Origin of the sequence: Pseudoxanthomonas japonensis (genome assembly GCF_043632995.1) — a bacterium.
GTDB lineage: Bacteria > Pseudomonadota > Gammaproteobacteria > Xanthomonadales > Xanthomonadaceae > Pseudoxanthomonas_A > Pseudoxanthomonas_A japonensis.
On sequence record NZ_CP171632.1, the window covers coordinates 568,893 to 591,838 of the forward strand.

The following is a 22,946-nucleotide window of genomic DNA, read 5'->3' on the forward strand; positions in this document are numbered from 1 at the left end:
TCGCAAGATCGGCGCGGATGGTATTCGCGCCGTCCGTCGCCGATTTGGGGTACAAGGTCGACGTGCACGAGCCGCCGCCGCCGCCGCCGCGTGACCTGCCCGACGCGCACCCGGTGCGCTTCCGCTGGGCGTGGTGGCTGCTGGCGTACGCCAGCCTCGGCATGGGCATCGTGGGCGTGTTCGTCCCCGGCCTGCCGACCACGGTCTTCATCCTGGTCGCCGCCTATGCCGCGTCGCGGGGCTCCGAGCGGCTGCATCGGTACCTGGTCACCCATCCGCGCTTCGGGCCGATGATCCATGACTGGCATCTGCATCGTGCCGTCTCGCGACGGGCCAAGTGGGCCGCGACGTGGACGATGCTTGCCAGCGCGGCGATCCTGGTCGCGCTGATGCTGTGGACCGCTTCGCACCGCTGGTGGATGGTGGCGCTGCCGATCGCCTGCATGGCCGTGGTCGCCGCCTGGTTGTGGCGACGTCCCGAACCGCCGCGCGCGGGGTGAACGGCCATCGCATTCATCCCGCTGTGGCTATACTCGCGGCATGAACCGGAACGTCCGTCTTGTCCTCGCTGCCGCCGTCATGGCGGTCCTGTCCGCCTGCGGTGCCAAGGGCCCGCTGTTCATGCCGGAGAAGCCGGTCGAAGAGGCGCCGGTGACGCCGGCGGAGCCGGCACCGCCCGCGACCGACAGCGTTCCCGCCGAGCCGCCGGTCGATCCCGCGACGGTGCCCGCCACCGGCGGGAATGGCTGAGTTTCCGCACGCGCGGTCCACGGCGATGCGGTTCACCAAGATGCACGGCGCCGGCAACGACTTCGTCGTGCTCGATCTGCGCGATGGCCTGCCGCCGCCGGATGCCGCGCTCGCCGCCGCGCTGGCCGATCGTCACCGCGGTGTCGGCTGCGACCAGATCCTGACCATCGAGCGGCCGCGCAGCGCCGGTTCGACCGCGGCCTACCGCATCTGGAATTCCGACGGCTCGCCCTCGCAGCAGTGTGGCAACGGTGCGCGCTGCGTGGCGGCCTGGCTGGTGCGGGATGGCGCAGCGAGCGACGATACGTTCGATGTCGACAGTCCACTCGCTACGCACGCGGTCGAACGGATCGGCGCCGACCGCTATGCCATCGCCATGGGCGTGCCGGAGTTCGTGCCCGCCCGCATTCCGATGCATGGCTTCGAGCAGGTGCGTGCCGAATACGATGCGGACGTGGACGAAGGTCTGCGGCTGCGTTTCGGTGCGGTGTCGATGGGCAATCCGCACGCCGTCATCGAAGTGCCTTCGGTCGACGCCGCGCCGGTACGGCACTACGGCCCGCTGCTGCAGCGCTCGCGGCATTTCCCGGAATCCGTCAACGTCGGCTTCGCCGAGGTCGTCGCGCGCGACCGCGTCCGCCTGCGCGTGTACGAGCGCGGCGTGGGCGAGACGCTGGCCTGCGGCAGCGGCGCCTGCGCCGCGGCGGCGGTGCTGATCCGCCGCGGCCGGGTCGATCGCGACGTGGCCATCGCGCTGCCGGGGGGCGAGTTGCGGATCCGCTGGCCGTCCGACGACGCGCCGGTCATCATGTCGGGGCCGGCGGCATTCGTATTCGAAGGGGAATGGAAAGCATGAGCGAGACACTGGAAAAACTGGGCGCCCACGACGTCGCGGCGTGGCTGCGACGGCACCCGACCTTCCTGAAGCAGTTCCCGGACCTGGCCCTGAGCCTGGTGGTGCCGCGCGATGATGGCCCCACGGCGTCGCTGGCCAGCTACCAGCTGGAAGTGCTGCGCGACAAGAACCGCGAACTGTCGCGCCGCCTCACCGACCTGTTCGCCAATGCGCAGGAGAACGAACGCCTGGCCGTCCGCACGCACCAGCTGGCGCTGACGCTGATGAAGCAGGGCACTGCCGCCGACACCGTGCGTGCGATGGCCGCCTCGCTGGCCGAGGACTTCAATGGCGACCGCGTCAGCATCGTGCTGCTGCAGCCGGTGGCCGGGCTGGAGGAAAGCGAGTGGTTGCAGGTCATCCCGGCGGACAACCCGCACATGGCGCCGTTTCGCGACTGCCTGCGCGACGGCGAGCCGATCTGCGGCCGCCTGCAGCCGGAGAAGCACGTGCTGCTGTACGGGGCGCGTGCCGAGGACGTGGCGTCGTCGGCCTTGCTGCCGCTGCCGGGCATCGGTCTGGTCGCCGTCGGCAGCCGCGACGGCAACCGCTTCTACCCCGGCATGGGCACGCTGTTCCTGCGCATGATGGGCGATACGCTGGTGACGGCGCTGAAGCGGTTCGATGGTTGAGCGCGGGCCGACGCTTCCGGCCGTCATTCCGGCGAAAGCCGGAATCCATTTCGCTCTTGTCTTTCCGATGGGCCGATCAAGACAAACGCAACGGCAACATGGATTCCGGCTTTCGCCGGAATGACGGATCACCGGAATGTACGCAGTCGCCGACTTCCTTGCCCATCTTGAGGTCGAACGCCGCGTCTCCGCGCACACGCTGGATGCCTATCGCCGTGACCTCGCCGCGCTGACCGAATGGACGCAGGCACAGGGCATCGCCGATCTTGCCGACATGCAGGCGGAACAGCTGCGCAGCTTCGTCGCCAGCGAACATCGGCGCGGCCTGTCGCCGAAGAGCCTGCAACGGCGCCTGTCCGCGTGCCGCAGCTATTACCAGTGGCTGCTGAGGCACGGCCGCGTCGCTGCCAGTCCTGCCGCCGCGCTTCGCGCGCCCAAGGCACCGCGCAAGTTGCCGCAGGTGCTGGATGCGGACGAGGCCGTCAGGCTGGTCGAGGTGCCGGTCGATGCGCCGCTGGGCAAGCGTGATCGCGCGTTGCTGGAACTGTTCTATTCCTCCGGCCTGCGCCTGAGCGAGCTGTGCGCGTTGCGCTGGCGCGACCTCGACATGACCGGCGGCATGGTCACCGTGCTCGGCAAGGGCAACAAGGAACGCAAGGTGCCGGTCGGTTCGCACGCGCGCAACGCATTGGCGGAATGGCGACAGGAAAAACCCGCCGGCAACGACGCGTTCGTGTTCCCCGGCCGTGGCGAGGGTCCCATCTCGCAGCGCGCCGTGCAGATCCGCATCAAGCAGCTCGCGCAACGGCAGGGCCTGTTCAAGCACGTGCATCCGCACATGCTGCGGCACAGTTTCGCCAGCCATATCCTGGAGTCGTCCGGCGACCTGCGCGGCGTGCAGGAACTGCTCGGCCATGCCGACATCGCCACCACGCAGATCTACACGCACCTGGATTTCCAGCACCTGGCCAAGGTCTACGACGCCGCGCATCCCAGAGCGAAGCGAAAGAAATAGGGAAGCCGTAGGCTGGGATGAAGCAACGCGCAATCCCAGCGTGTGGCGCTCGATATCGCGGGGTTGCTGGGATTCCACTGCGCTGCATCCCAGCCTACGGTCGGTGTTCGGAGCGTTCTCCCAAAGGTCATGCTTGAACCGGGCACCGGCGTCCCCACCTCTGGGGGAACACCCCGGAGGCCTCCATGGACCCCAGCCAGAATCCCAACGTTTTCCACGCCACCACCATCCTGTCCGTGCGCCGCAACGGCCATGTCGCCGTTGCCGGCGACGGCCAGGTGACGTTGGGCCACACGGTGATGAAGGGCAACGCGCGCAAGGTGCGCCGGCTCGGTCGCGACGGCCAGGTGCTGGCAGGTTTTGCCGGCGCCGCGGCCGATGCCTTCACGCTGTTCGAACTGTTCGAAGCCAAGCTCGAGAAGCACGGCCAGCTGACGCGTGCTGCGGTCGAACTTGCGAAGGATTGGCGCACCGAACGCCGCTTGGGCAAGCTCGAAGCACTGCTCGCGGTCGCCGACAAGGAAACCTCGCTGATCATCAGCGGTACGGGGGATGTCATCGAGCCGGAGGACGGCATCATCGCCATCGGTTCCGGTGGTTCCTACGCCCTATCCGCGGCGCGCGCGCTGCTCGCGCATACCGAGCTGGACGCAAAGTCCATCGCGGTCGAGTCGCTGAACATCGCCGGCGACATCTGCATCTACACCAATCGCAACGTGGTGGTCGAAGAGCTCTGAGGCTCCGACCGCCATCCCGCTCCGGCCGTCAGGGTCGGGGCTGAAGCCCTCCTACAGAACATCACGCCATGACCGAAAACACCTCGTCCACCATGACGCCGCGCGAGATCGTGCAGGAACTCGACCGCCATATCGTCGGCCAGCACGCCGCCAAGCGCGCGGTCGCCATCGCGCTGCGCAACCGCTGGCGCCGCATGCAGCTCGATGCCGGGCTGCGCAATGAAGTGATGCCCAAGAACATCCTGCTGATCGGCCCCACCGGCGTCGGCAAGACCGAAATCGCGCGCCGGCTGGCGACGCTGGCCAACGCGCCGTTCGTGAAGGTGGAAGCCACGCGCTTCACCGAGGTCGGCTACGTGGGCAAGGACGTCGAGCAGATCGTCCGTGACCTGGCCGACACCGCGGTGAAGATGTACCGCGAACAGGCCAAGGCGCGCATGCGCACGCAGGCCGAGGAGCGCGCCGAGGACCGCATCCTCGATGCGCTGCTGCCGCGACGCGATGCCGCAGGCGGCAACGGCTTCGGCTTCGGCGCGAACACCACCACGGTCGACATCGGTGCCGAACCCTCGTCGAAGGAATCGGAGACCCGCCAGAAGCTGCGTCGCCAGCTGCGCAACGGCGACCTGGACGACCGCGAGATCGAACTGGAACTGGCCGCCAACGTCGGCGTCGACATCATGACGCCACCCGGCATGGAGGAAATGGGCCAGCAGCTGCGGCAGATGTTCTCCAACCTCGGCGGGCAGAAGACGCACAAGCGCACCGTGACCATCAAGGCCGCCCGCCCGCAATTGATCGAGGAGGAAGCCGCCAAGCTGGTCAACGAGGACGACATCCGCGCCGCGGCCATCGAAGCCTGCGAACAGCACGGCATCGTCTTCATCGACGAGATCGACAAGGTCGCCAAGCGCAGCGGCACCATGAGCGGTGCCGACGTCAGCCGCGAGGGCGTGCAGCGCGACCTGTTGCCGCTGGTCGAGGGCAGCAACGTGTCGACCAAGTACGGCACGGTGAAGACCGACCACATCCTGTTCATCGCCTCGGGCGCGTTCCACCTGGCCAAGCCCAGCGACCTGATCCCGGAGCTGCAGGGTCGCTTCCCGATCCGTGTGGAACTGTCGGCGCTGAGCAAGGAGGACTTCATCCGCATCCTCACCGAACCGAAGGCCGCGCTGACGAAGCAGTATGTCGAACTGATGAAGACGGAAGGCGTGTCGCTGCGCTTCACCGACGATGCGGTGGATCGCCTCGCCGAGATCGCCGCGCTGGTCAACGAGCGCCAGGAGAACATCGGTGCCCGCCGCCTGCATACCGTGCTGGAACGCCTGCTGGACACGCTGAGCTATGAAGCGCCGGATCGCGACGGCCAGAGCATCACCATCGACCGCGCCTACGTCGATGCGCACCTGGGCGAACTGGTGCAGGATCCGGACCTGAGCCGTTACATCCTGTGACGCCACGAACCCGCCGCAAGGCGGGTTCTTCGTTTCCGGGTCGCGGCGGGGCGTCGGTTACAATCGCACCTCGTTCCGCAAGACGCTTTCACCCGTATGAGTACGCTGCCTCCCTGCCCGCAATGCGCCTCCGCCTACACCTACGAGGACGGCGCCCAGCTGGTCTGTCCGGAGTGCGGACACGAGTGGTCGGCCGATTCGCAAGCTACCGGCGACGATGAGCGCGTCATCAAGGATGCCAACGGCAACCTGCTGCAGGATGGCGACACCGTCACCGTCATCAAGGACCTGAAGGTCAAGGGCTCGTCGCTGGTGGTGAAGGTCGGCACCAAGGTCAAGAACATCCGCCTGGTCGATGGCGACCATGATATCGACTGCAAGATCGACGGCATCGGCGCGATGAAGCTCAAGTCGGAGTTCGTGCGCAAGGCCTGACCTGCCGCCCGCTGGGCCTCAGCGGGCGCCCGCCACCTTGAGCCGGGTGGTGGAGAGGTTCTGCTCAATGACGGCGCGATGCTGCGGATACAGTGCGTCGAAGTCTTCGGTCACCACGACGGTGACCAGCTCCAGCATGTCCGTGTCGAGCATCCGCATCATCAGCAGATTGCGGCCACCCTTGTCGCCGACCGCGTGCGAGTACACCCGGTAGCCGGGCGCTTCGATGCCATCGAAGGGAGCGAACGTGGCCACGTCCACGCCGGCGTCGCCCAGGCGCTCCAGCATCGGGGGGAGATAGTCGTCCAGGTTGTCCACGGGCTGCCCGAACTCCGGCACAAGCAGGTCGACTTCGAACCGCATGCCCATCCTGTAACGCAGATCGGTCCGCGGCTCGAGGACGTGGGCGTAGCGGGTGTTCATCTTCGTGTGCTTCCAGCCGTCGGCCGGCTTGAACGCATAGGCGAAGCGATCCTCGTTCTGCTTGAGGACCGTGGACACCTTGGGCACTTCGCCGCCGCGCCCGATCGAGGCCGCCATCGCGTGCAGCGTGTCGGTGCGAAACAGGTTGCCCACGAGCTGCGTGGCGATGCCCTGGGCCATCTGCGGATACGCATCGACGAACAGCGCACGGTCGCCGGGAGCCTGGTCGATATGCCGCTTGGTCATCCCGTTCTGTGCGGCGACGCCCTTCAGCACCTGCTTGCGCCCGCCGGTCTCGTACACGCGGTAGCGGATGGTCGCCATCGGCGCGACGTCGTCGCTCCGGGTCGCCATCAGGTTGAGCATCGACAAACCGCTGAAAACTTCTTCGATGGTGATGACGTACCGGAAGCCCGCCTGCGCGGCCGCCGTCCCCAGTTTCTCGCCGGGCAGGAAGCGGGCGGCGTCGGTCGTGGCTTCGACCGTGAACATCGGCGAGCGCTGGCCGAAACTCCTGCGCAGAGCGTCGCCGAGGACAGCGTACCGGTCGTATCCTGCCAGCGTGGCATCGAGCTGCGCACCCAGCGTATCGCTGCGTCTGCGCAGGTTGGCGCTGTTGGCGATCGCCGCGAAGGGAATCAGCAGCCCGCGGGTGAACTCGCCATCGGTCGCGAAGTACACCTTGGATGGCGTGGGCGTCTGCGGGAAGACCAGCAATACCTTGACCTCGGCGGCACCGTCCTGGGCGCGGGCGCTGCCTGGCGCAAGGACGAGTACGACAGCGAGCAGCGCACCGAGCAGCATGGAAAGACGGGTCATGGGAGTCCTTTCAGGGGCGGGCGGGGAGGGCGCAGGCGCGGGCAGCGGGCTAGTCCTCGCCGATATCCTCGTTCCACACCTCGGGATTGGCGCGGATGTAGCCGCCGAGCAGGTCGATGCATTCCTGGTCGTGCAGGTCGATGACCTCGACGCCGGATTCGCGCAGCCAGTCGATGCCGCCCTGGAACGTCACCGATTCGCCGACCACCACGGTGCCGATGTTGAACTGGCGCACCAGCCCGCTGCAGTACCAGCAGGGCGCCAGCGTGGTGACCATGATCGTGTCGCGGTAGCGGCGCTGGCGGCCGGCCTTGCGGAAGGCGTCGGTCTCGCCGTGCACGGAGGGGTCGCCTTCCTGCACGCGGCGGTTGTGGCCGCAGCCGAGCAGGCGCCCGTCCTGGTGGTAGAGCGCGGCGCCGATGGGGATGCCGCCCTCCGCGAGTCCCTGCCGGGCTTCGGCGATGGCGGTCTGGAGGAGGGCGCGGTAGTCGATGGACGTGCTCATGCGGTGGAAGGCCGTTGGTGTCAGGCATGCAGCATCCCACACGTGGAGAATGTGATACCACTCACGGCGCATGCGCCGGCGAGCGGTTAGAACGCAGGACGCGGTGCGGAAGGCGCACCGGAACCTGGGGAGTCGGAGATCATGGGGAAGGATGCCAAGGCGCCGCCGTGCCGCGCGTGGGCGGTGGCGGTACTGGTGATGTGTGCGATGTCGTCGGCGACGGACGCGCGCGCGCAGGCCATTGAACAAGGGTTGCTGCATCTGGAATGGGGCGATCCGCCACCGGTTGCGAAGGGACAGCCACGGCGTGCGCCGCAGTTCAACGCCTCGCTGCTGAAGGACGACGGCACCCGTATCCGCCTCGATCCCGCGCAGGCGAAGCTGGCGGCGGGCGATCTGTACGTGCTGGCCAATCGCCGCGTTGCCGTGGCCTTCGCGCCCGCGGGACGCGTCATGTCATCCATGCCGGCTATCGAGGCCATCGTGCCTGTCGATCGCGTGACGCAATCCGCACCCGCGCATGCCGCCAATGCCCGCGTGATGGCGGCTGCACCGATCAGCGGCACCACACGCTGGGTGACGCTGATGTGCAAGTTCAGCGACCTCGCGGACGAGCAGAAGGACCTGGCGTTCTTCCAGTCCCAGTACGGCGAAGGCGTCGGCCAGCTCGGTCATTACTGGCGCGAAGTGTCGTACAACAAGATCAACCTGACCGGCAGCACCGCGCATGGCTGGTACACGCTGCCCAGTCCGCGCTCCACGTATGTCACGACCGTGGATGGCAAGGACAAGGCGGACCTCAACAAGCTGTTCGCCGACTGCGCGTCGGCCGCGCCGGACACCGTCGACCTGACCGCGCCGGTGGGCATCAACATGATGTTCAACGGCAACCTGGACGGCTATGCCTGGGGTGGACAGAGCTGCGCCACGGTGCGCGGCGCGCGCCTGTGCAAGCGCGTTACGTGGAACCCGCCGTGGTCGTTCGGCAACCTCGCCCCGCTCGCGCACGAGATGGGACACGGTTACGGCCTGCCGCACTCGGACAATTCCGATGGCGACGACGATACCTACGACAACCCGTGGGACGTGATGAGCGACAGCTGGTCGAACGCGGTCGGCGACACCACCTACGGCACGCGTCCGAAGCACATCAACATCTTCCAGCGCCACCGCCTGAGCTGGGTGGATGCGCCGCGGCAGCAGATCGTGGCGCTCGCCGACAGGACGACGCGCGACATCACGCTGGACTACGCGCACCTGGCGGGCTCGACGAACGTGCAGATGCTGGTGCTCTCGATGTCGCCGCAGGCCGATCCCTACGCCACCGTGGTGTACACGCTGGAGGCACGGAAGCGCGAGGGTACGTACGAAGGCAACCTGGCCGGCAATGCGGTGATCATCCACAAGGTCGAACGGTCCGGGACCGCCTACAGCATCGATGCCGACGTGCCGCCCGCGAACCGTTCGAACAACGAAGGATCGATGTTCAAGGTGGGCGAGCGCTGGATGACGCCCGAAGCCTCGCACCTGGTGACCGTCAAGGCGCAGACGGCGACCGGGTTCGTGCTGACGGTCGGGCCGGCGCGCGTGATGAGCACACCCTTGCCGCCACGCCTGAAACCGGACGCGGTGGCGCCGTCTTCCCTCGCATTGCCGGCTGCGCAACCAGCCTCTGGCGGCACGCGCGAACGTACGCCGGCGGTCACGCGCTGCGTCGCTGGTGGCATGCGTTCGCCTGCCATCGCCTGCGCGATCCGCGAGCGCTGAATGTAGGGGATGTCCCTACGTGCCCCGACATCGTGCAAGTGCGCGTTGTCGGGGCGTAAAACGATGATGTTCGCTGTCGATTCCTGACCTGCATCGCAGTTCGGAACATCCGGTGCGATTCGCGCCTGAAGGCCCTCAAGAGCGTCCGCGTCCTGCCGACACCCCGGCCATGGCGGCGTCATCTCGACCCGCCGGTTGCAAACGGGGTCGCGCGTGGTCAGACACGGATCAGCCGACACGCGACGCAGGAGCGTTCGGGCGCTCTTCGTCGTTGGAATGTCGGTATGGGCATGCATCCTTCCAGTCCTTCATGCGAAGGCGGAAACGGTGGTGCAGGGAACATTGCAGCTGCAGTGGGCGGATCCTCCGCGCGCGCAGCCCGGGCGCATGCAGGCGCAGCCGCATCTGGACGCCTGGCTCGACATGGGGCCCGGTCGTCGCGTGGCGCTGGACGTGGCGCAGGCGCAGCGCGCGGCAGGCGACCTGTATGCCCTCGCCAACCGCCGCATTGCGGTGTCGTACGACACGCGCGCGACCGTGGCTGCGTCGTCGAAGGTCATGGCCGCATCGGGCGCATTGCCGGTGATCAGCGCCATCGTGCCGACGGACCGGCTGCCGCAACGCGCACTCGCGAGGGGAGCGGACGGACGCGTGATGGCGTCCGCGCCGGTGCTCGGCGCCACGCGCTGGGTCACGCTGATGTGCAAGTTCGCCGACATCGCGACCGAGCAGAAGCCGCGCAGTTTCTTCCAGGACCAGTACGGCAACGCGCCGGGGCAGCTGGGCCACTACTGGTCCGAGGTCTCCTACGGGCAGATCAACCTGGCGGGCAGTTCCGCGCACGGCTGGTACACGCTGCCGAAGCCGCGCGCGGCCTATCTGGCGGATGTCAACGGCAAGCAGAAGGCGCAGCTGTCGGAGCTGTTCGCCGATTGCGCGGCGGCCGCCGACGCCGACGTCGATTTCGCGGGCATCCAGGGCGTCAACCTGATGTTCAACGGCGAACTCGACGGCAATGCGTGGGGCGGCGGTGCCTGCACCACGCTGGACGGCACCTACACCTGCACGCGCGTGACCTGGAGCCCGCCCTGGTCGTTCGCCAATCTGGCGCCACTGGCGCACGAGATGGGCCATGGCTACGGACTGCCGCACTCCAACAACTCCGACGGCGACAGCGATACCTACGACAATCCGTGGGACGTGATGAGCGACGCGTGGCGCAACGCGACCACCGATGCCACCTACGGCCTGCTGCCGAAGCATCCGAACATGTACCAGCGCGAGCGCCTAGGCTGGCTGCCGGCGTCGCGCAAGCGCGTCGTGGCGGCGGACAACCGCGAGACGCAGGAGTTCGTGCTCGATGCGGGCAGCGTGCTGAAAACGGCCAACACGCAGCTGGTGGTGCTCGCCCTGCCGGCGCAGCCCGATCCGTACAAGACCGTGATCTACACGCTGGAAGCGCGCCGGCGCACCGGCACGTACGAAGCGAACCTGGCCGGCGACGCGGTGATCATCCACAGGCTCGAGGACTACGGCATCGCGTACAGCGTCGATCGCGATACGCCGGCGGCGAATTTCTCGAGCAACGAAGGCTCGATGCTGAAGGTCGGGGGGCGCTGGAACACGCCGGACGAACTGCACTGGGTGGAAGTGGTGTCCGCCACCGCACAGGGATTCGTGGTGCGCGTCGGTCCCCGGCAGCGGTCGATGAGTTCGCCGGCACCGGTGCTCGAGCGTCCGACGCAGGTGGCTTCGTCGTCGCCCGCCACGCCGCGTCCCTCGGCGCCCACACCCGCCGCCCGTCCGCAGTCCGTGCGCCGTCGCGGTTGCGACGCCCTGCCTTCGTTGCTGAGGCTGGCGCCGGTGTGCGTATGGCTCGAACGGTGACCGTGGCGGCCGCGATGCATTGATGTGGGCGTGCGTGGAGTGTCGATGTAATCGCATTCACGAGTGACAACGCGGTGCTTGTGCGGACACGACTGCATTCGTATTCGTCGCGAAGGAATGCGCAAGGCAGCGCAGGCGAAGATCGACCTCCATTCCAGAAACGGAATGTCGTCGCCGGAAATGCCGATCCGCTTGCCGCATTCGGCGCGTCTTGGCGATGTCCCGAGTAGTCGCGCGGCACTGCGCGCACTCGGAGCACATCATGGGCTTGGACAAGAAGGCCGCGCGACGCGCGGTCGCGCTGGCGGCTTGCCTGTTCGCTTGCCTGGCGGCGGTGGAGGCGCGTGCGGACGAGATCGTGCAGGGCGTGCTCCAGCTGCGGTGGGGCGATGCGCCGCATGCGACAAAAGGTGGCGCTTCACCGCCCGCGCAGTTCGAAGCGTGGCTGGATGCCGGCCCCGGCCGCCGCCATCGGCTGGACGCGGCGCAGGCCAAGCGTGCGGCCGGCGACCTGTACGCGCTGGCGAACCGGCGCGTCGCGGTGTCCTACGGCATGCGGGCGAACACCGCGTCCGCGGGCAAGGTGATGTCGGCAGCCCCGGCCGAACCGGTGATCAGCGCCATCGTCCCCGCGGATCGCGTGCCGCAGCGCGCATTGGCGGCGGGGCAGGACGGACGCGTGATGGCCGCGGCGCCGATGGTGGGCAGCACGCGCTGGGTCACGCTGATGTGCAAGTTCGCCGACATGGCCGCCGAGCAGAAGCCGCGCGCGTATTTCCAGTCTCAGTACGGCAACGCGCCGGGACAGTTGGGCCACTACTGGTCCGAAGTCTCGCAGGGGGCCATCGACCTGGATGGCAGCAGCGCGCATGGCTGGTACACGTTGCCGAAGCCGCGGTCCGCCTATGTCGCGACCGTCAACGGCCGGCCGCGCGCGGACCTGTCGCTGCTGTTCGCCGATTGCACCGCGCTGGCCGACGCCGCGGTCGACTTCAGTGGCGTGCAGGGCGTCAACCTGATGTTCAACGCCGAGCTGGATGGCAGCGCATGGGGTGGCGGTGCCTGCTCCACGCTGGACGGTGCCTACGCATGCACGCGTGCGACATGGAATCCACCGTGGTCGTTCAACAACCTGGCGCCGCTTGCGCACGAGATGGGACACGGCTACGGCCTGCCGCATTCGGACAATTCCGACGGCGATGCCGACACCTACGACAATCCCTGGGACCTGATGAGCGACGCCTGGCGCAGGGCCGCCGCCGACGCCACCTACGGGCTGCTGCCCAAGTACCTGAACATGTACCAGCGGGATCGCCTTGGATGGTTGGCGCCCGGCCAGAAGCGCACCGTCGCCGCGGACAACCGCGACACGCACGAGATCGTGCTCGACGCGGCCGGCCCGGGCGACGCCGGCGGCACGCAGATGCTGGTGCTGGCGATGCCCACGCAACCCGATCCGTACAGGACGGTGGTCTACACGCTGGAGGCGCGCCGCAGGCAAGGGGTCTACGAGTCCGCGCTGGCGGGCGATGCGGTGATCATCCATCGGATCGAGGACTACGGCATCGCCCGCAGTGTCGACACGGACACGCCCGCGGCGGATTTCTCCGGCAATGAAGGCTCCATGCTGAAGGTGGGCGAACAGTGGAGCACGCCTGACGAGCGCCACTGGGTCCAGGTGGTGTCGGAAACGGCACGCGGCTTCGTGGTGCGGGTCGGTCCTCGCACGCGCGCGATGAGTGCGCCGACGCCCGCCCTGCTGCAGGGCGGCACGGCGCAGCGCGCGGGCGTGGCGGTCGGGGCGCCACCGCCGCCGGTCGTCGCGCGCAGCGCACCGCCTCCGGTGCGGCGATCGCGCGGCTGTGAAGCCGTGCCGCGCGTGCTCAGGCTGCCGATGGTGTGCGCGCTGCTGGTCCGCTGACCGCCTGGAGGCCGTCAGCGGTGGTAGGTGGCGTCCGGAACGTGCGCTGCTGCGTGGAACCGGACACGGGACGACATCGATCCCGCTCCCGGTTTCCGCCTTCGGCGCCGGATCGCGATAAAGCCTTAGTCGTGAACGTGATGTCACGACATGGAGGCCGCCGTGGGATGGATGCGACGAACTGCAGGAATGACCACCCGTCGGGCGCTGGCAGGCGTCGTGGCGCTGGTGGGCGTTTGCTGTGCGCCGGCGCACGCCCTGGAGGGCGACATTGTGCAGGGCACACTGCAGCTTCGCTGGGGCGATGCGCGCGCCGCACCGCCCGGCCATCCGGCGACGCCGCCCGTGTTTGAGGCGTGGCTGGATCTCGGCCCGGGCCTGCGCTACCGGCTGGACGAGGTCGAGGCCCTGCGTGCCGCGGGCGATCTTGCCGCACTGTCGAACCGGCGCGTGGCGGTGTCGTACGTGCCGCGCAAGAGCGTCTCCTCCGACCCGGTCATCGAGGCCATCGTGCCGGTGGGACGCCTGCCGCAGCGCGCGACCGTGCGCGAGGCGGGGGGCCGCATCGCGATGGCGGCCCCCGTGACGGGCGGCACCCGCTGGGTGACGCTGATGTGCAAGTTCGCCGACATCGCGGTGGAGCCCAAGTCGCGCGCGTTCTTCCAGGCGCAGTACGGCGATGCGCCGGGCCAGCTGGGCCATTACTGGTCCGAGGTCTCCTACGGCGCGATCCATCTGGCCGGCAGTGCGGCGTATGGCTGGTACACGCTGCCGGCGGCGAGGGCGGACTACGTCCCGAGCATCGCCGGGAAGCCGCGCGCGGACCTGTCGCGGCTGTTCAACGACTGCGTCGCCCAGGCGGAGGCGGACGTCGATTTCCGCAGCGTGCAGGGCATCAACCTGGTGTTCAACGGCGAACTCGACGGCCGTGCGTGGGGAGGCGGTGCCTGTGGCCTGCTGGAGGGCGTGGATGCCTGCACGCGTGCGACGTGGAGTCCGCCGTGGGCCTCGGACAATGTCGCCAGCCTGGCGCACGAGATGGGGCACGGTTACGGATTGCCGCATTCGGACAATTCGGACGGCGACGCCGATACCCACGACAACCCGTGGGACCTGATGAGCGACGCCTGGCGCCACGCCACCACCGATCCCGTGCTGGGGCTGCTGCCCAAGCACCTGAGCATGCACCAGCGCGACCGCCTGGGCTGGCTGCCGCCGGCGCGCAAGCGGCTCGTGCCGTTCGACAACGAGGCGGTCCACGAGATCGTGCTCGACGCGGGCAGTGTGGCGGGATCCGACCAGGTGCAACTGGTGGTGCTGGGCGGCGAAGCGCAGCCCGATCCCTACCGCACCGTGTCCTACACGCTGGAGGCCCGCCGTCGCAGTGGCACCTACGAGTCCGCATTGGCGGGCGATGCGGTGATCATCCACCGGGTGGCCGGGAACGGCGCCGCCTACAGCGTGGACACCGACACGCCGCCGGCCGACCTGTCGGGAAACGAAGGCTCCATGCTGAAGGTGGGCGAGCACTGGAACACGCCGGATGGCCGGCACTGGGTGTCGGTCGTCGCTTCGACGCCCACGGGCTTCCGGGTGCGGATCGGACCCCGCCCGCGCGTGATGAGCACGCCTGCCCCCATGCTGGAACGCAGCCTGCCCACGTCGTCCGCGCACCCGCTGCACACGGGGCGGACGGACGCCGGTGCGCTACCCGGCGGCCCACCGCGCAGGGCGCCTGTCTGCGGCCTGCCGGCGCGGCGATGGCAGGCATCGCCAGCCTGTGCGCCGTTCGAGCGCTGAGCGGACCCCGGCCGGTGGGTAATGCGATAATCCGGCCATGAGCGAATCCCCCTACGAACGCGGCACCACCCATTTCGGCTTCCGCGACGTCGCCGCCAAGGACAAGCAGAAGCTGGTCGGCGAGGTCTTCACCTCGGTGGCCGGCAAGTACGACCTGATGAACGACCTGATGAGCCTGGGCATCCATCGGGTCTGGAAGCGCTACTTCGTCGGCACCTGCCAGGTGAAGCGCGGCGACCGCGTGCTGGACCTGGCCGGCGGCACCGGCGACATCGCCGCGCTGTTGAAGGATCGGGTGGGCGATACCGGCCAGATCGTGCTGGGCGACATCAACGCCGGCATGCTGTCGGTCGGCCGCGACCGCATGACCGACCGCGGCGTGGTGCAGGGCCTGGAGTACGTGCAGTGCAACGCCGAGAAGCTGCCGTTCCCGGACGCCAGCTTCGACCTGGTCACCATTGCCTTCGGCCTGCGCAACGTCACCGACAAGGAAGCCGCGCTGCGCGACATGCACCGCGTGCTGAAGGTCGGCGGACAGGCGCGCGTGCTGGAGTTCTCCGAGGTCACGGTCGACTGGTTCAAGCCGGTGTACGACTTCCACTCGTTCAAGGTGTTGCCGAAGCTGGGCCAGCTGTTCGCGCAGGACGCCGGCAGCTACCAGTACCTGGCCGAAAGCATCCGCAAGCACCCGCCGCAGGCCGAGCTGCAGGGCATGATGGACGCGGCCGGATTCGCCCGGACCAGCTACAAGAACCTGTCCGCCGGCATCGTGGCCATCCACACCGGTTACAAGGTCTGAACAGGGCGCCAAGACCCATGTAGGAGCGGGCCATGCCCGCGATGCTGTTGCACGCGGTGATGGAAAAGCATCGCGCCCATGGGGCGCTCCTACAAAGAGGTCACGGAACGGCCGCCGGGGGCATGGGCAAGGCAGCCCCCGCCCGGCGCGGTAAACTGGGCACTTCCCCCGTATCACTGGAAGTCCCCTGATGCGTTCTCTGGCTTTGCTGTTGTCCTGCGCCGCCGTGCTGGCGGCCGGTTGTTCCAAGGAACCCGAACCCGCTCCCGTGGCCGCCACGCCCAAGCCCGCCGTCGAGACGCCCGTCGATCGTGACGAGCATTCCTACGCCGAACCGCGCAAGGTCGCCATCGACGATCTGGCGCTGGACATCGCCGTCGACTTCGACGCGAAGACCATCGGCGGTACCGCCACCTACACGCTGGACTGGAAGGACAAGGCCGCCACCCAGCTGGTGCTGGACACGCGCGACCTGACGATCGAGAAGGTCGAAGGCGAGGCCGGCAATGCTTGGGCGCCGCTGCAGTACGCGCTGGCCGCCAAGGATCCGGTGCTGGGCAGCAAGCTGACCATCGAGACACCGGCCCGCAACACCAAGGTCCGCGTCACCTACACCAGCTCGCCCGAGGCCTCGGGCCTGCAGTGGCTGACGCCGGAGATGACCGAAGGCAAGCAGCTGCCCTTCATGTTCAGCCAGTCGCAGCAGATCCACGCGCGCAGCTGGGTGCCGCTGCAGGACACGCCGCAGGTGCGTTACACCTACAGCGCGCACGTGACCTCGCGCCCGGACGTCATGGTGCTGATGAGCGCCGACAACGATCCGGCCGCCGTGCGCGACGGCGACTACACGTTCAAGATGCCGCAGAAGATCCCGTCGTACCTGATGGCGATCGCCGCCGGCGACCTGGTGTTCAAGCCGATCTCCGCGCGCAGCGGCGTGTGGGCCGAGCCGGCGATGGTCGACAAGGCCACGAAGGAGTTCGAAGACACCGAGAAGATGATCGCCGCCACCGAGCAGCTGTACGGCCCCTACCGCTGGGACCGCTACGACATGCTGGTGCTGCCGCCGTCGTTCCCGTACGGCGGCATGGAGAACCCGCGCCTGAGCTTCATCACGCCGACCGTCATCGTCGGCGACAAGACGCTGGTCTCGCTGATCGCGCACGAGCTGGCGCACAGCTGGTCGGGCAACCTGGTGACGTTCTCCAGCGCCAAGCACGGCTGGTTGAACGAGGGCTTCACCAGCTACGTCGAGAACCGCATCGTCGAGGCGCTGTACGGCAAGGAAACCGCGAGCATGGAGTACGCCATCGCCCGCAATGCGCTGAAGAAGGAGATCGGCACGATGCCCGAAGCGACGCAGTCGCTGGCGGTCAAGCCGGGCACGCAGCTGGACGCCGACGACGCGCTCAGCGCGGTGTCGTACGACAAGGGCGCGTGGTTCCTGCAGTTCCTGGAAGAGCGTTTCGGCCGCCAGGAGTTCGACGCCTTCCTGCGCGGCTACTTCGACCACTTCGCGTTCCAGAGCATCACCACCGAGCAGTTCTTGGACTACGCAAAGAAGAATCTGTTCGACAAGCATCCCAACCTGGTCTCCGACGCGGAGATCCAGGCCTGGGTGTACGGCACGGGCATTCCGGCCACCGCGCCGCAGGTGCAGTCGCGCGGGTTCTCCAATACCGACACCGCGCGCATCGCCTGGCAGGGCAGCGGCCAGCTGCCGAACAAGCAGTTGACCGACGCCTGGGTGACCCAGCAGTGGGTGCATTTCCTCGAAGGCATGGGCGAGACGCTGACGGTCGAACAGCTCAAGCAGCTGGATGACGCCTACCACTTCACCGGCACGGCCAACGGCGAGATCGCGATGCGCTGGTATCCGCTGACCATCCGCAGCGGTTACGTGGAGGCGCGCCCGGAGATCGCCAGGTTCATCGAGCGCGTCGGTCGCCGCAAGCTGATCATGCCGATCTACGAAGAGCTGGTGAAGACGCCGGAAGGCCTCGCGCTGGCGAAGGAAAGCTTCGCGCGCGCCAGGCCGGGCTACCACCCGATCACGACCGGGTCGGTCGAGGCGCTGCTGGCGAAGGCGTCGGCAGGCCAGTAAGGCATGGCGTTGCGCCTGACCCGCACACGGACGGTCGCCCTGGTGGCGGCCGTTCTTGTTTGCGCGGTGGCCGTGTGGATCTGGCGCGATCCGATGGCGCCGCTGCGCAACGGGCTGGCGCTGCAGGGCTGGTGGATCGACCTGTCGGCGCGGCAGGTGGTGGTGGGCGACCATCGCTGGGTCTACGACACGCGCGAGGCCGACGATCCCGCCGCGCCGACCGTGGTACTGGTGCATGGCTTCACCGGCGGCAAGGAGAACTGGTACCCGCTGGCGACGCGCCTGCGCGACCGTTACCGGCTGGTGATCCCGGACCTGCCCGGCTGGGGCGAAAGCCAGCGCATCGACGGCGCCGACTACGGCTTCAAGGCGCAGGCGGCGCGGCTGGGGGCGTTCCTGCGTGCGATCCGCCGCGACGGCAGCCCCATCGTGCTGGTGGGGCATTCGATGGGTGGCGGCATCGTGGCCATCACGGCGGCGGAGCAACCCGACCTGGTCGCGCGCGTCGCGCTGATCGACGCGGCGGGTGTGCGGTTCGCCGACAACGCCTTCGGCTTGGAAGTGCTGGCCGGGCGCAATCCGTTCGCGGTGTACGACGCGGCCTCGCTGCAGCGCTACCTCGATACCGTCTTCCACGACCGTGCCGCGCAGCCCGCGATTCCCTGGCCCGCGTCGAAGGCCGTCATCGACTGGCGCATCGCGCAGGCACCGTTCGAGCAGCAGGTGCTGGACCGCATCGGTCGCAGCAACGAACGTTTCCTGCCCGGCGAGATGGCCGCCTCGATCCGCCAGCCGACGCTGCTGCTGTGGTGCCGGCAGGACCGCGTGATCGATCCCAGCGCGATGGCGCTGTACGCGGAGAAGATCCCGCAGGCGCTCCAGGTTTCACTGGACGGTTGCGGGCACATGTCCATCATGGAAAAACCCGATGACGTGGCGGCCGCGGTCGCCCGGCTGATCCAGCAAGGAAACCCCCGATGACGATGAAGAACGCGACCTATTTCCTGGGACTGGCGCTGGCGTGCGGCGTGGCGCTGTCCGCCTGCGGCGACCGCGAGGCCGAACGCGCCGCCGCTGCCGCGGCCCAGGCGGCCGCCACGGAACAGCAGGCCGATGAGCTGGCGAAGAAGTACGACAGCGCCGCGGCCTCCGGCGACTGGGACATGGCGCGCATCCACGGCATCGCGCTGCTCGACCAGTACCCCCAGAGCACGGCAGCCGCACGCATCGGGCCGTCGCTCGACGAGGTGAAGAAGAAGGCCGAGGGCGTGCGCGACCAGCGCCGCATGGAGGCGCTGTGGGCCTACGCGCAGGTGCCGGCCGGCAAGGGCACGCAGCGCTCGGCGATGATCTACAGCAAGGAGCCGGTGGACGTGGACGGCAGCGGCGCCAAGCCGGTGCAGCTGGTGTTCCGCGACCATCCGGAGTGGAAACGCAGCAGTTACCTGGTCCTGCAGGCCGGCGATTTCGCCAAGGCCTGTTACCGCCGGTGCCAGGTGACCGTGGTCGCGGACGGTGCCGCACCGAAGCGCATGGCGTCCCACCGGCCGGATACCGACGAGGCCACCGCGATGTTCATCGACGACGACAAGGCCCTGTGGCGTCTCGTGCGCAAGACGAAGGAACTGGAGGTCGAGTTCCTGGTGAAGGACGGCAGCCCGCGCAAGGCCGTGTTCGAGACCGGCGGCCTGGACGGCAGCCAGATGCCGGGATGGGATTGACGCCGATGCCGGCCGCCGTGCCGGCGCTGGCGAGCCTGCGCCACTGGGTGTTCGACCTGGACGGCACGCTGACGGAAGCGGTGCACGACTTCGCGCTGATACGCCGTGAGCTGGGCATCCCGTCTGACGCCGACATCCTGGCCCACCTGGCCATGCTGCCCCCGGACGAGGCGCGCGCCAGGCACGACTGGCTGATGCGGCACGAACAGTCGCTGGCCGAAGCGGCGACGGCAGCGGCGGGCGCCGTCGCGCTGGTGCGCGCGCTGCACGCGCGCGGCTGCCGCCTGGGCATCCTCACCCGCAACGCGCGGACGCTGGCCGGCGTCACGCTGGCGGCGATCGGGCTGGGCGACGCGTTCGACGACGCCGACATCATCGGCCGCGACGACGCCACGCCCAAGCCGGCGCCCGATGGCCTGCTGTACTTCGCGAACCGCTGGAACGTGTCGCCGGCGCAGATGGTGATGGTCGGCGACTACCGCTTCGATATCGAGTGTGGCCGCGCCGCGGGCACGCATACCGTGCTGGTGAATGTCCGCGAGGAGGAGCTGCCGGTGGACGCCACGTGGCGGCTGGCGGACTGTGCGGCGATCCTGGCCACGCTCGGCGAAGACGCGCACGCCTGAGCCGTCCGGAGCGAAAGCGTGGCGTCGAGGCGGCGGAATGCGTCAGGCGACTACCCGGTTCCGGCCCATCGCCTTGGCCCGGTACAGCGCGGCGTCGGCGCGGCTGAGCAGCTGTTCCAGCGTATCCCGCGGCATCGCCGCCGACGGCGACGCCAAGCCCACGCTCACGGTGATGTCGAGCACGCGGCCGTCGTCCAGGCCGATCGGTTCGCTGGCCGCTGCGCGCAGGCGCTCGGCGACCTGGTGTGCGTCGCCCGTCCCCAGGCCCGGCAGCAGTGCCGCGAACTCCTCGCCGCCGAACCGCCCGAACAGGCCGTCGTCGCGCAGGTGCTCGCGCATGCGCGTGGCGAACGCCGTCAGCACCGCATCGCCCGCGGCGTGGCCATGGCGGTCGTTGACCGACTTGAAGTGGTCGATGTCCAGCATCATCGCGACGAAGGGCGTACCGCTCGCCTGCGCCTGGTCGGCCATCGTGCGACCGCGTCGCAGGAAAGCGCTGCGGTTCAGCGCACCGGTCAGCGCGTCGTGGTCGGCGGCGTGGTTGAGCGTGGCCAGCAGGCGGTTGCGCGCCGCATTGACGCTGGCCACGGTCAGCGGCGCCACGGCCAGCAGCGCCATGCCCATGCGCAGCGAGATCACCGGCAACGGGCCTTCGGCCTGCACCTGCAGGTCGATCACGCCATGCGCGATGGCGATCAGCGTCCACATGCACAGCAGCAGGGTGACCAGCGCGGTGGTGAACAGCCGGTAGGCCAGCGCGCACCACAGCAGCGCCGGTACCGGGAAGGCGATGGCGCCGGGACCGCCTATCACCATGCCCAGCGCTACCGCCAGCGCCAGCGCCGCCAATGGCAGCAGCCGGGCTGGCCGGCGTCGCAGGCGTGTCCATGTCTCCGCCAGGCGCGCGGCCGCGCCGGTCGGTGAGGGCGCCAGCAGCACGACCGGCAGGATCGCCACGTAGCTGACCAGTTCGGCCGAGAACCAGAAGCCGCTGGCCTTCAGCATGTCCATGCGGACCAGCGTGTGCGAGGTCAGCGCGCCCACCACGCTGGCGCCGAGCGCGGCCACCGCCGACACCGCCAGTACTCCCAGCATCGACAGGGGATGCTGCAGGTGGCGGTCTTCCTGGCGGACGTGGCGGAACAGCAGGAACCCCGCCGCCACGCCGGCCAGGTTGGCGAGCGTCAGGCGCAAGGTCGTGGGGAGCGAGGTGCCGGTCAGCAGGTCCGCTGCCACGTAGCCCAGAGCGGCGGCGGCCCAGCCGGCCGGCGATGCCAGGGCAGGGCGCCGGGCGAACAGGCCCAGCAGCAGCGCATTGGTCGGCCAGAACGTCGCCAGCTGGTGGTCTGGCCGGGTCAGGATGCCGAGCCCGCTGGCGAGGAAGACCAGGGCGGCGACGCCGGACGCCCGCATCGCGAGCTGGCGGAAGGCAGCGGCGGACGAAGCAGGAATGCTGACGTCCTGCGGAGGAGGTTGCCGATGCTGCGCGACCATGCTGCCCCTGCCCGTTGCCGACTGCGCGGAGCGCAGCCGGTCCGGCCGTTCCCCGGCCTTACCTTACTGCACAAACAGGTGGGACGGTGACGACCCATGGCGCGTGCGCGCCGGCTTCGTGCCGCCGCCGGCCGGCGTTTTCCTTACAGCGCGTAGCCGAACTGCTGCTTGAACTGTTCGTTGAACTCGTCGAAGTCGAAGCGCTGGTTCTGCGTGCCCGGGTGCTCGACCTTCAGGGCGCCCATCAGGTTGCCCATGCGGCCGATGGTCAGCCAGTCGTAGCCCTTCTCGATGCCGAAGATCAGGCCGGCGCGGAACGCGTCGCCGCAGCCGGTCGGGTCGGTCACGCGGCGCTCGTGCGCCGGCGGGATGTCGTAGGTCTTCTCGGGCGTATGGATCTGCGAGCCGTGCGGGCCGCGGGTGGTGATGTAGGCCTTCACCCGCTTGACGATGTCGGCCTCGCTCCAGCCGGTGCGCTCCTGCAGCAGGTTGGACTCGTAGTCGTTGACGGTCACGTAGTCGGCCAGTTCGATGAAATGGCGCAGCTCCTCGCCGTTGAACAGCGGCATGGCCTGGCCGGGATCGAAGATGAAGGGAATGCCGGCCTCGGCGAACTCGGCGGCGTTCTGGATCATGCCCTCGCGGCCGTCCGGGCTGACGATGCCGAACGTCACGCCGGCCACGTCCTTCACGTGGTTCTCGTAGCTGCGCATCATCGCGCCCGGGTGGAACGCGGTGATCTGGTTGTTGTCGTGGTCGGTGGTGATGAAGGCCTGCGGGGTGAACAGCTCGTCGATCACCTTCACCTGGTCCAGCGTGATGCCCTGCTCGACGAAATGCTCGCGGTACGGGCCGAAGTCCTGGCCCACCGTCGCCATCGGCACCGGGTCGCCGCCCAGCAGCTTGAGGTTGTAGGCGATGTTGCCGGCGCAACCACCGAACTCGCGGCGCATGCGCGGCACCAGGAACGACACGTTCAGGATGTGCACCTTGTCCGGCAGGATGTGGTTCTTGAACTGGTCCGGGAACACCATGATGGTGTCGTAGGCAAGGGAACCACAGATCAGTGCGGACATCGTCAGACTCGGCTGGAGGCGGGAGCGGCCGCGGGGCCGCAGGAAAGCGGGACGTGCGCCCCATTCCCGGCGCGCCGCTGCGA

21 protein-coding genes are annotated in these 22,946 nt (G+C 68.6%); 17 read left to right on the forward strand and 4 right to left on the reverse strand.

From position 1 onward, the window contains the following. Positions 1 to 161: 161 nt before the first annotated feature. The 8 genes from ACGHX3_RS02475 (at position 162) to ACGHX3_RS02510 (ending at position 5,921) form a co-directional block, all read left to right on the forward strand. Positions 162 to 500, forward strand: a complete 339-nt coding sequence (locus ACGHX3_RS02475; protein ID WP_238391190.1) for a YbaN family protein — start codon at positions 162 to 164, stop codon at positions 498 to 500. Positions 501 to 540: 40 nt separating this feature from the next. Then, positions 541 to 750: a lipoprotein gene (locus tag ACGHX3_RS02480; protein ID WP_394696287.1), complete on the forward strand. Its 210-nt coding sequence runs from the start codon at positions 541 to 543 to the stop codon at positions 748 to 750. Continuing rightward, complete coding sequence (gene dapF, locus ACGHX3_RS02485; protein WP_394696288.1) at positions 743 to 1,606, forward strand: diaminopimelate epimerase; 864 nt, start codon at positions 743 to 745, stop codon at positions 1,604 to 1,606. The genes ACGHX3_RS02480 and dapF overlap by 8 nt, the downstream gene beginning before the upstream one ends. Beyond that, complete coding sequence (locus ACGHX3_RS02490; protein ID WP_162337170.1) at positions 1,603 to 2,277, forward strand: DUF484 family protein; 675 nt, start codon at positions 1,603 to 1,605, stop codon at positions 2,275 to 2,277. Before dapF ends, ACGHX3_RS02490 begins: the two co-directional genes overlap by 4 nt. A 136-nt stretch (positions 2,278 to 2,413) precedes the next feature. Continuing rightward, on the forward strand, positions 2,414 to 3,292 hold the full coding sequence (gene xerC / locus ACGHX3_RS02495) for a tyrosine recombinase XerC (RefSeq protein WP_394696289.1): 879 nt from the start codon (positions 2,414 to 2,416) through the stop codon (positions 3,290 to 3,292). 185 nt (positions 3,293 to 3,477) lie between these two features. Continuing rightward, positions 3,478 to 4,029: an ATP-dependent protease subunit HslV gene (gene hslV, locus ACGHX3_RS02500; protein ID WP_056879246.1), complete on the forward strand. Its 552-nt coding sequence runs from the start codon at positions 3,478 to 3,480 to the stop codon at positions 4,027 to 4,029. A 68-nt stretch (positions 4,030 to 4,097) separates the two neighbouring features. Further along, positions 4,098 to 5,486, forward strand: coding sequence for an ATP-dependent protease ATPase subunit HslU (gene hslU / locus ACGHX3_RS02505; RefSeq protein ID WP_394696290.1), 1,389 nt, complete (start codon positions 4,098 to 4,100; stop codon positions 5,484 to 5,486). A 96-nt stretch (positions 5,487 to 5,582) separates the two neighbouring features. Then, the gene (locus ACGHX3_RS02510) at positions 5,583 to 5,921 is read left to right on the forward strand and encodes a zinc ribbon domain-containing protein YjdM (RefSeq protein ID WP_394696291.1); all 339 of its coding nucleotides are present in this window, start codon (positions 5,583 to 5,585) and stop codon (positions 5,919 to 5,921) included. Between the two features lie 18 nt (positions 5,922 to 5,939). Here ACGHX3_RS02510 and ACGHX3_RS02515 read toward each other — a convergent pair whose 3' ends face one another. Then, a complete protein-coding gene (locus ACGHX3_RS02515; protein ID WP_313929458.1) occupies positions 5,940 to 7,163 on the reverse strand; it encodes a hypothetical protein in 1,224 nt (407 codons plus the stop codon). A 49-nt stretch (positions 7,164 to 7,212) separates the two neighbouring features. Continuing rightward, positions 7,213 to 7,668 (reverse strand): nucleoside deaminase, encoded by a 456-nt coding sequence (locus ACGHX3_RS02520; RefSeq protein ID WP_394696292.1) that lies wholly within the window; start codon positions 7,666 to 7,668, stop codon positions 7,213 to 7,215. 141 nt (positions 7,669 to 7,809) lie between these two features. Between ACGHX3_RS02520 and ACGHX3_RS02525 the strand changes: the two genes are divergently transcribed. From ACGHX3_RS02525 to ACGHX3_RS02565, 9 genes are all read left to right on the forward strand, one after another. Continuing rightward, complete coding sequence (locus ACGHX3_RS02525) at positions 7,810 to 9,435, forward strand: hypothetical protein (RefSeq protein ID WP_394696293.1); 1,626 nt, start codon at positions 7,810 to 7,812, stop codon at positions 9,433 to 9,435. A gap of 330 nt (positions 9,436 to 9,765) precedes the next feature. Continuing rightward, entirely contained in the window at positions 9,766 to 11,322 is a 1,557-nt protein-coding gene (locus tag ACGHX3_RS02530) for a hypothetical protein (RefSeq protein ID WP_394696294.1), read from the forward strand. 262 nt (positions 11,323 to 11,584) lie between these two features. Continuing rightward, a complete protein-coding gene (locus ACGHX3_RS02535) occupies positions 11,585 to 13,243 on the forward strand; it encodes a hypothetical protein (protein ID WP_394696295.1) in 1,659 nt (552 codons plus the stop codon). Positions 13,244 to 13,432: 189 nt separating this feature from the next. Next, the gene (locus ACGHX3_RS02540; protein WP_394696296.1) at positions 13,433 to 15,043 is read left to right on the forward strand and encodes a hypothetical protein; all 1,611 of its coding nucleotides are present in this window, start codon (positions 13,433 to 13,435) and stop codon (positions 15,041 to 15,043) included. Between the two features lie 37 nt (positions 15,044 to 15,080). Next, positions 15,081 to 15,842, forward strand: coding sequence for a bifunctional demethylmenaquinone methyltransferase/2-methoxy-6-polyprenyl-1,4-benzoquinol methylase UbiE (gene ubiE, locus ACGHX3_RS02545; protein ID WP_313929464.1), 762 nt, complete (start codon positions 15,081 to 15,083; stop codon positions 15,840 to 15,842). Between the two features lie 190 nt (positions 15,843 to 16,032). Continuing rightward, the gene (locus tag ACGHX3_RS02550; protein ID WP_394696297.1) at positions 16,033 to 17,946 is read left to right on the forward strand and encodes a M1 family metallopeptidase; all 1,914 of its coding nucleotides are present in this window, start codon (positions 16,033 to 16,035) and stop codon (positions 17,944 to 17,946) included. Positions 17,947 to 17,949: 3 nt separating this feature from the next. After that, complete coding sequence (locus ACGHX3_RS02555; RefSeq protein WP_394696298.1) at positions 17,950 to 18,927, forward strand: alpha/beta fold hydrolase; 978 nt, start codon at positions 17,950 to 17,952, stop codon at positions 18,925 to 18,927. Between the two features lie 2 nt (positions 18,928 to 18,929). Beyond that, positions 18,930 to 19,667 (forward strand): hypothetical protein, encoded by a 738-nt coding sequence (locus ACGHX3_RS02560; RefSeq protein WP_394697221.1) that lies wholly within the window; start codon positions 18,930 to 18,932, stop codon positions 19,665 to 19,667. Further along, positions 19,658 to 20,293 carry an HAD family hydrolase gene (locus ACGHX3_RS02565; protein WP_394696299.1) on the forward strand — a complete coding sequence of 212 codons (636 nt, stop codon included), beginning with the start codon at positions 19,658 to 19,660 and terminating at the stop codon, positions 20,291 to 20,293. Before ACGHX3_RS02560 ends, ACGHX3_RS02565 begins: the two co-directional genes overlap by 10 nt. A gap of 42 nt (positions 20,294 to 20,335) precedes the next feature. Here the strand turns inward: ACGHX3_RS02565 and ACGHX3_RS02570 are convergent, their stop codons facing one another. Both ACGHX3_RS02570 and ACGHX3_RS02575 read right to left on the reverse strand, forming a co-directional pair. Continuing rightward, the gene (locus ACGHX3_RS02570; protein ID WP_394696300.1) at positions 20,336 to 21,787 is read right to left on the reverse strand and encodes a diguanylate cyclase; all 1,452 of its coding nucleotides are present in this window, start codon (positions 21,785 to 21,787) and stop codon (positions 20,336 to 20,338) included. 143 nt (positions 21,788 to 21,930) lie between these two features. Next, positions 21,931 to 22,863: a carbohydrate kinase family protein gene (locus ACGHX3_RS02575; protein WP_162337154.1), complete on the reverse strand. Its 933-nt coding sequence runs from the start codon at positions 22,861 to 22,863 to the stop codon at positions 21,931 to 21,933. Positions 22,864 to 22,946: the final 83 nt, after the last annotated feature.

Coding starts and splice junctions, on each gene's coding strand:
- ACGHX3_RS02475 (WP_238391190.1), top strand. CDS start 162: ATGGGCATCGTGGGCGTGTTCGTCCCCGGCCTGCCGACCACGGTCTTC.
- ACGHX3_RS02480 (WP_394696287.1), top strand. CDS start 541: ATGAACCGGAACGTCCGTCTTGTCCTCGCTGCCGCCGTCATGGCGGTC.
- dapF (WP_394696288.1), top strand. CDS start 743: ATGGCTGAGTTTCCGCACGCGCGGTCCACGGCGATGCGGTTCACCAAG.
- ACGHX3_RS02490 (WP_162337170.1), top strand. CDS start 1,603: ATGAGCGAGACACTGGAAAAACTGGGCGCCCACGACGTCGCGGCGTGG.
- xerC (WP_394696289.1), top strand. CDS start 2,414: ATGTACGCAGTCGCCGACTTCCTTGCCCATCTTGAGGTCGAACGCCGC.
- hslV (WP_056879246.1), top strand. CDS start 3,478: ATGGACCCCAGCCAGAATCCCAACGTTTTCCACGCCACCACCATCCTG.
- hslU (WP_394696290.1), top strand. CDS start 4,098: ATGACCGAAAACACCTCGTCCACCATGACGCCGCGCGAGATCGTGCAG.
- ACGHX3_RS02510 (WP_394696291.1), top strand. CDS start 5,583: ATGAGTACGCTGCCTCCCTGCCCGCAATGCGCCTCCGCCTACACCTAC.
- ACGHX3_RS02515 (WP_313929458.1), bottom strand. CDS start 7,163: ATGACCCGTCTTTCCATGCTGCTCGGTGCGCTGCTCGCTGTCGTACTC.
- ACGHX3_RS02520 (WP_394696292.1), bottom strand. CDS start 7,668: ATGAGCACGTCCATCGACTACCGCGCCCTCCTCCAGACCGCCATCGCC.
- ACGHX3_RS02525 (WP_394696293.1), top strand. CDS start 7,810: ATGGGGAAGGATGCCAAGGCGCCGCCGTGCCGCGCGTGGGCGGTGGCG.
- ACGHX3_RS02535 (WP_394696295.1), top strand. CDS start 11,585: ATGGGCTTGGACAAGAAGGCCGCGCGACGCGCGGTCGCGCTGGCGGCT.
- ACGHX3_RS02540 (WP_394696296.1), top strand. CDS start 13,433: ATGACCACCCGTCGGGCGCTGGCAGGCGTCGTGGCGCTGGTGGGCGTT.
- ubiE (WP_313929464.1), top strand. CDS start 15,081: ATGAGCGAATCCCCCTACGAACGCGGCACCACCCATTTCGGCTTCCGC.
- ACGHX3_RS02550 (WP_394696297.1), top strand. CDS start 16,033: ATGCGTTCTCTGGCTTTGCTGTTGTCCTGCGCCGCCGTGCTGGCGGCC.
- ACGHX3_RS02555 (WP_394696298.1), top strand. CDS start 17,950: ATGGCGTTGCGCCTGACCCGCACACGGACGGTCGCCCTGGTGGCGGCC.
- ACGHX3_RS02560 (WP_394697221.1), top strand. CDS start 18,930: ATGAAGAACGCGACCTATTTCCTGGGACTGGCGCTGGCGTGCGGCGTG.
- ACGHX3_RS02565 (WP_394696299.1), top strand. CDS start 19,658: ATGGGATTGACGCCGATGCCGGCCGCCGTGCCGGCGCTGGCGAGCCTG.
- ACGHX3_RS02570 (WP_394696300.1), bottom strand. CDS start 21,787: ATGGTCGCGCAGCATCGGCAACCTCCTCCGCAGGACGTCAGCATTCCT.
- ACGHX3_RS02575 (WP_162337154.1), bottom strand. CDS start 22,863: ATGTCCGCACTGATCTGTGGTTCCCTTGCCTACGACACCATCATGGTG.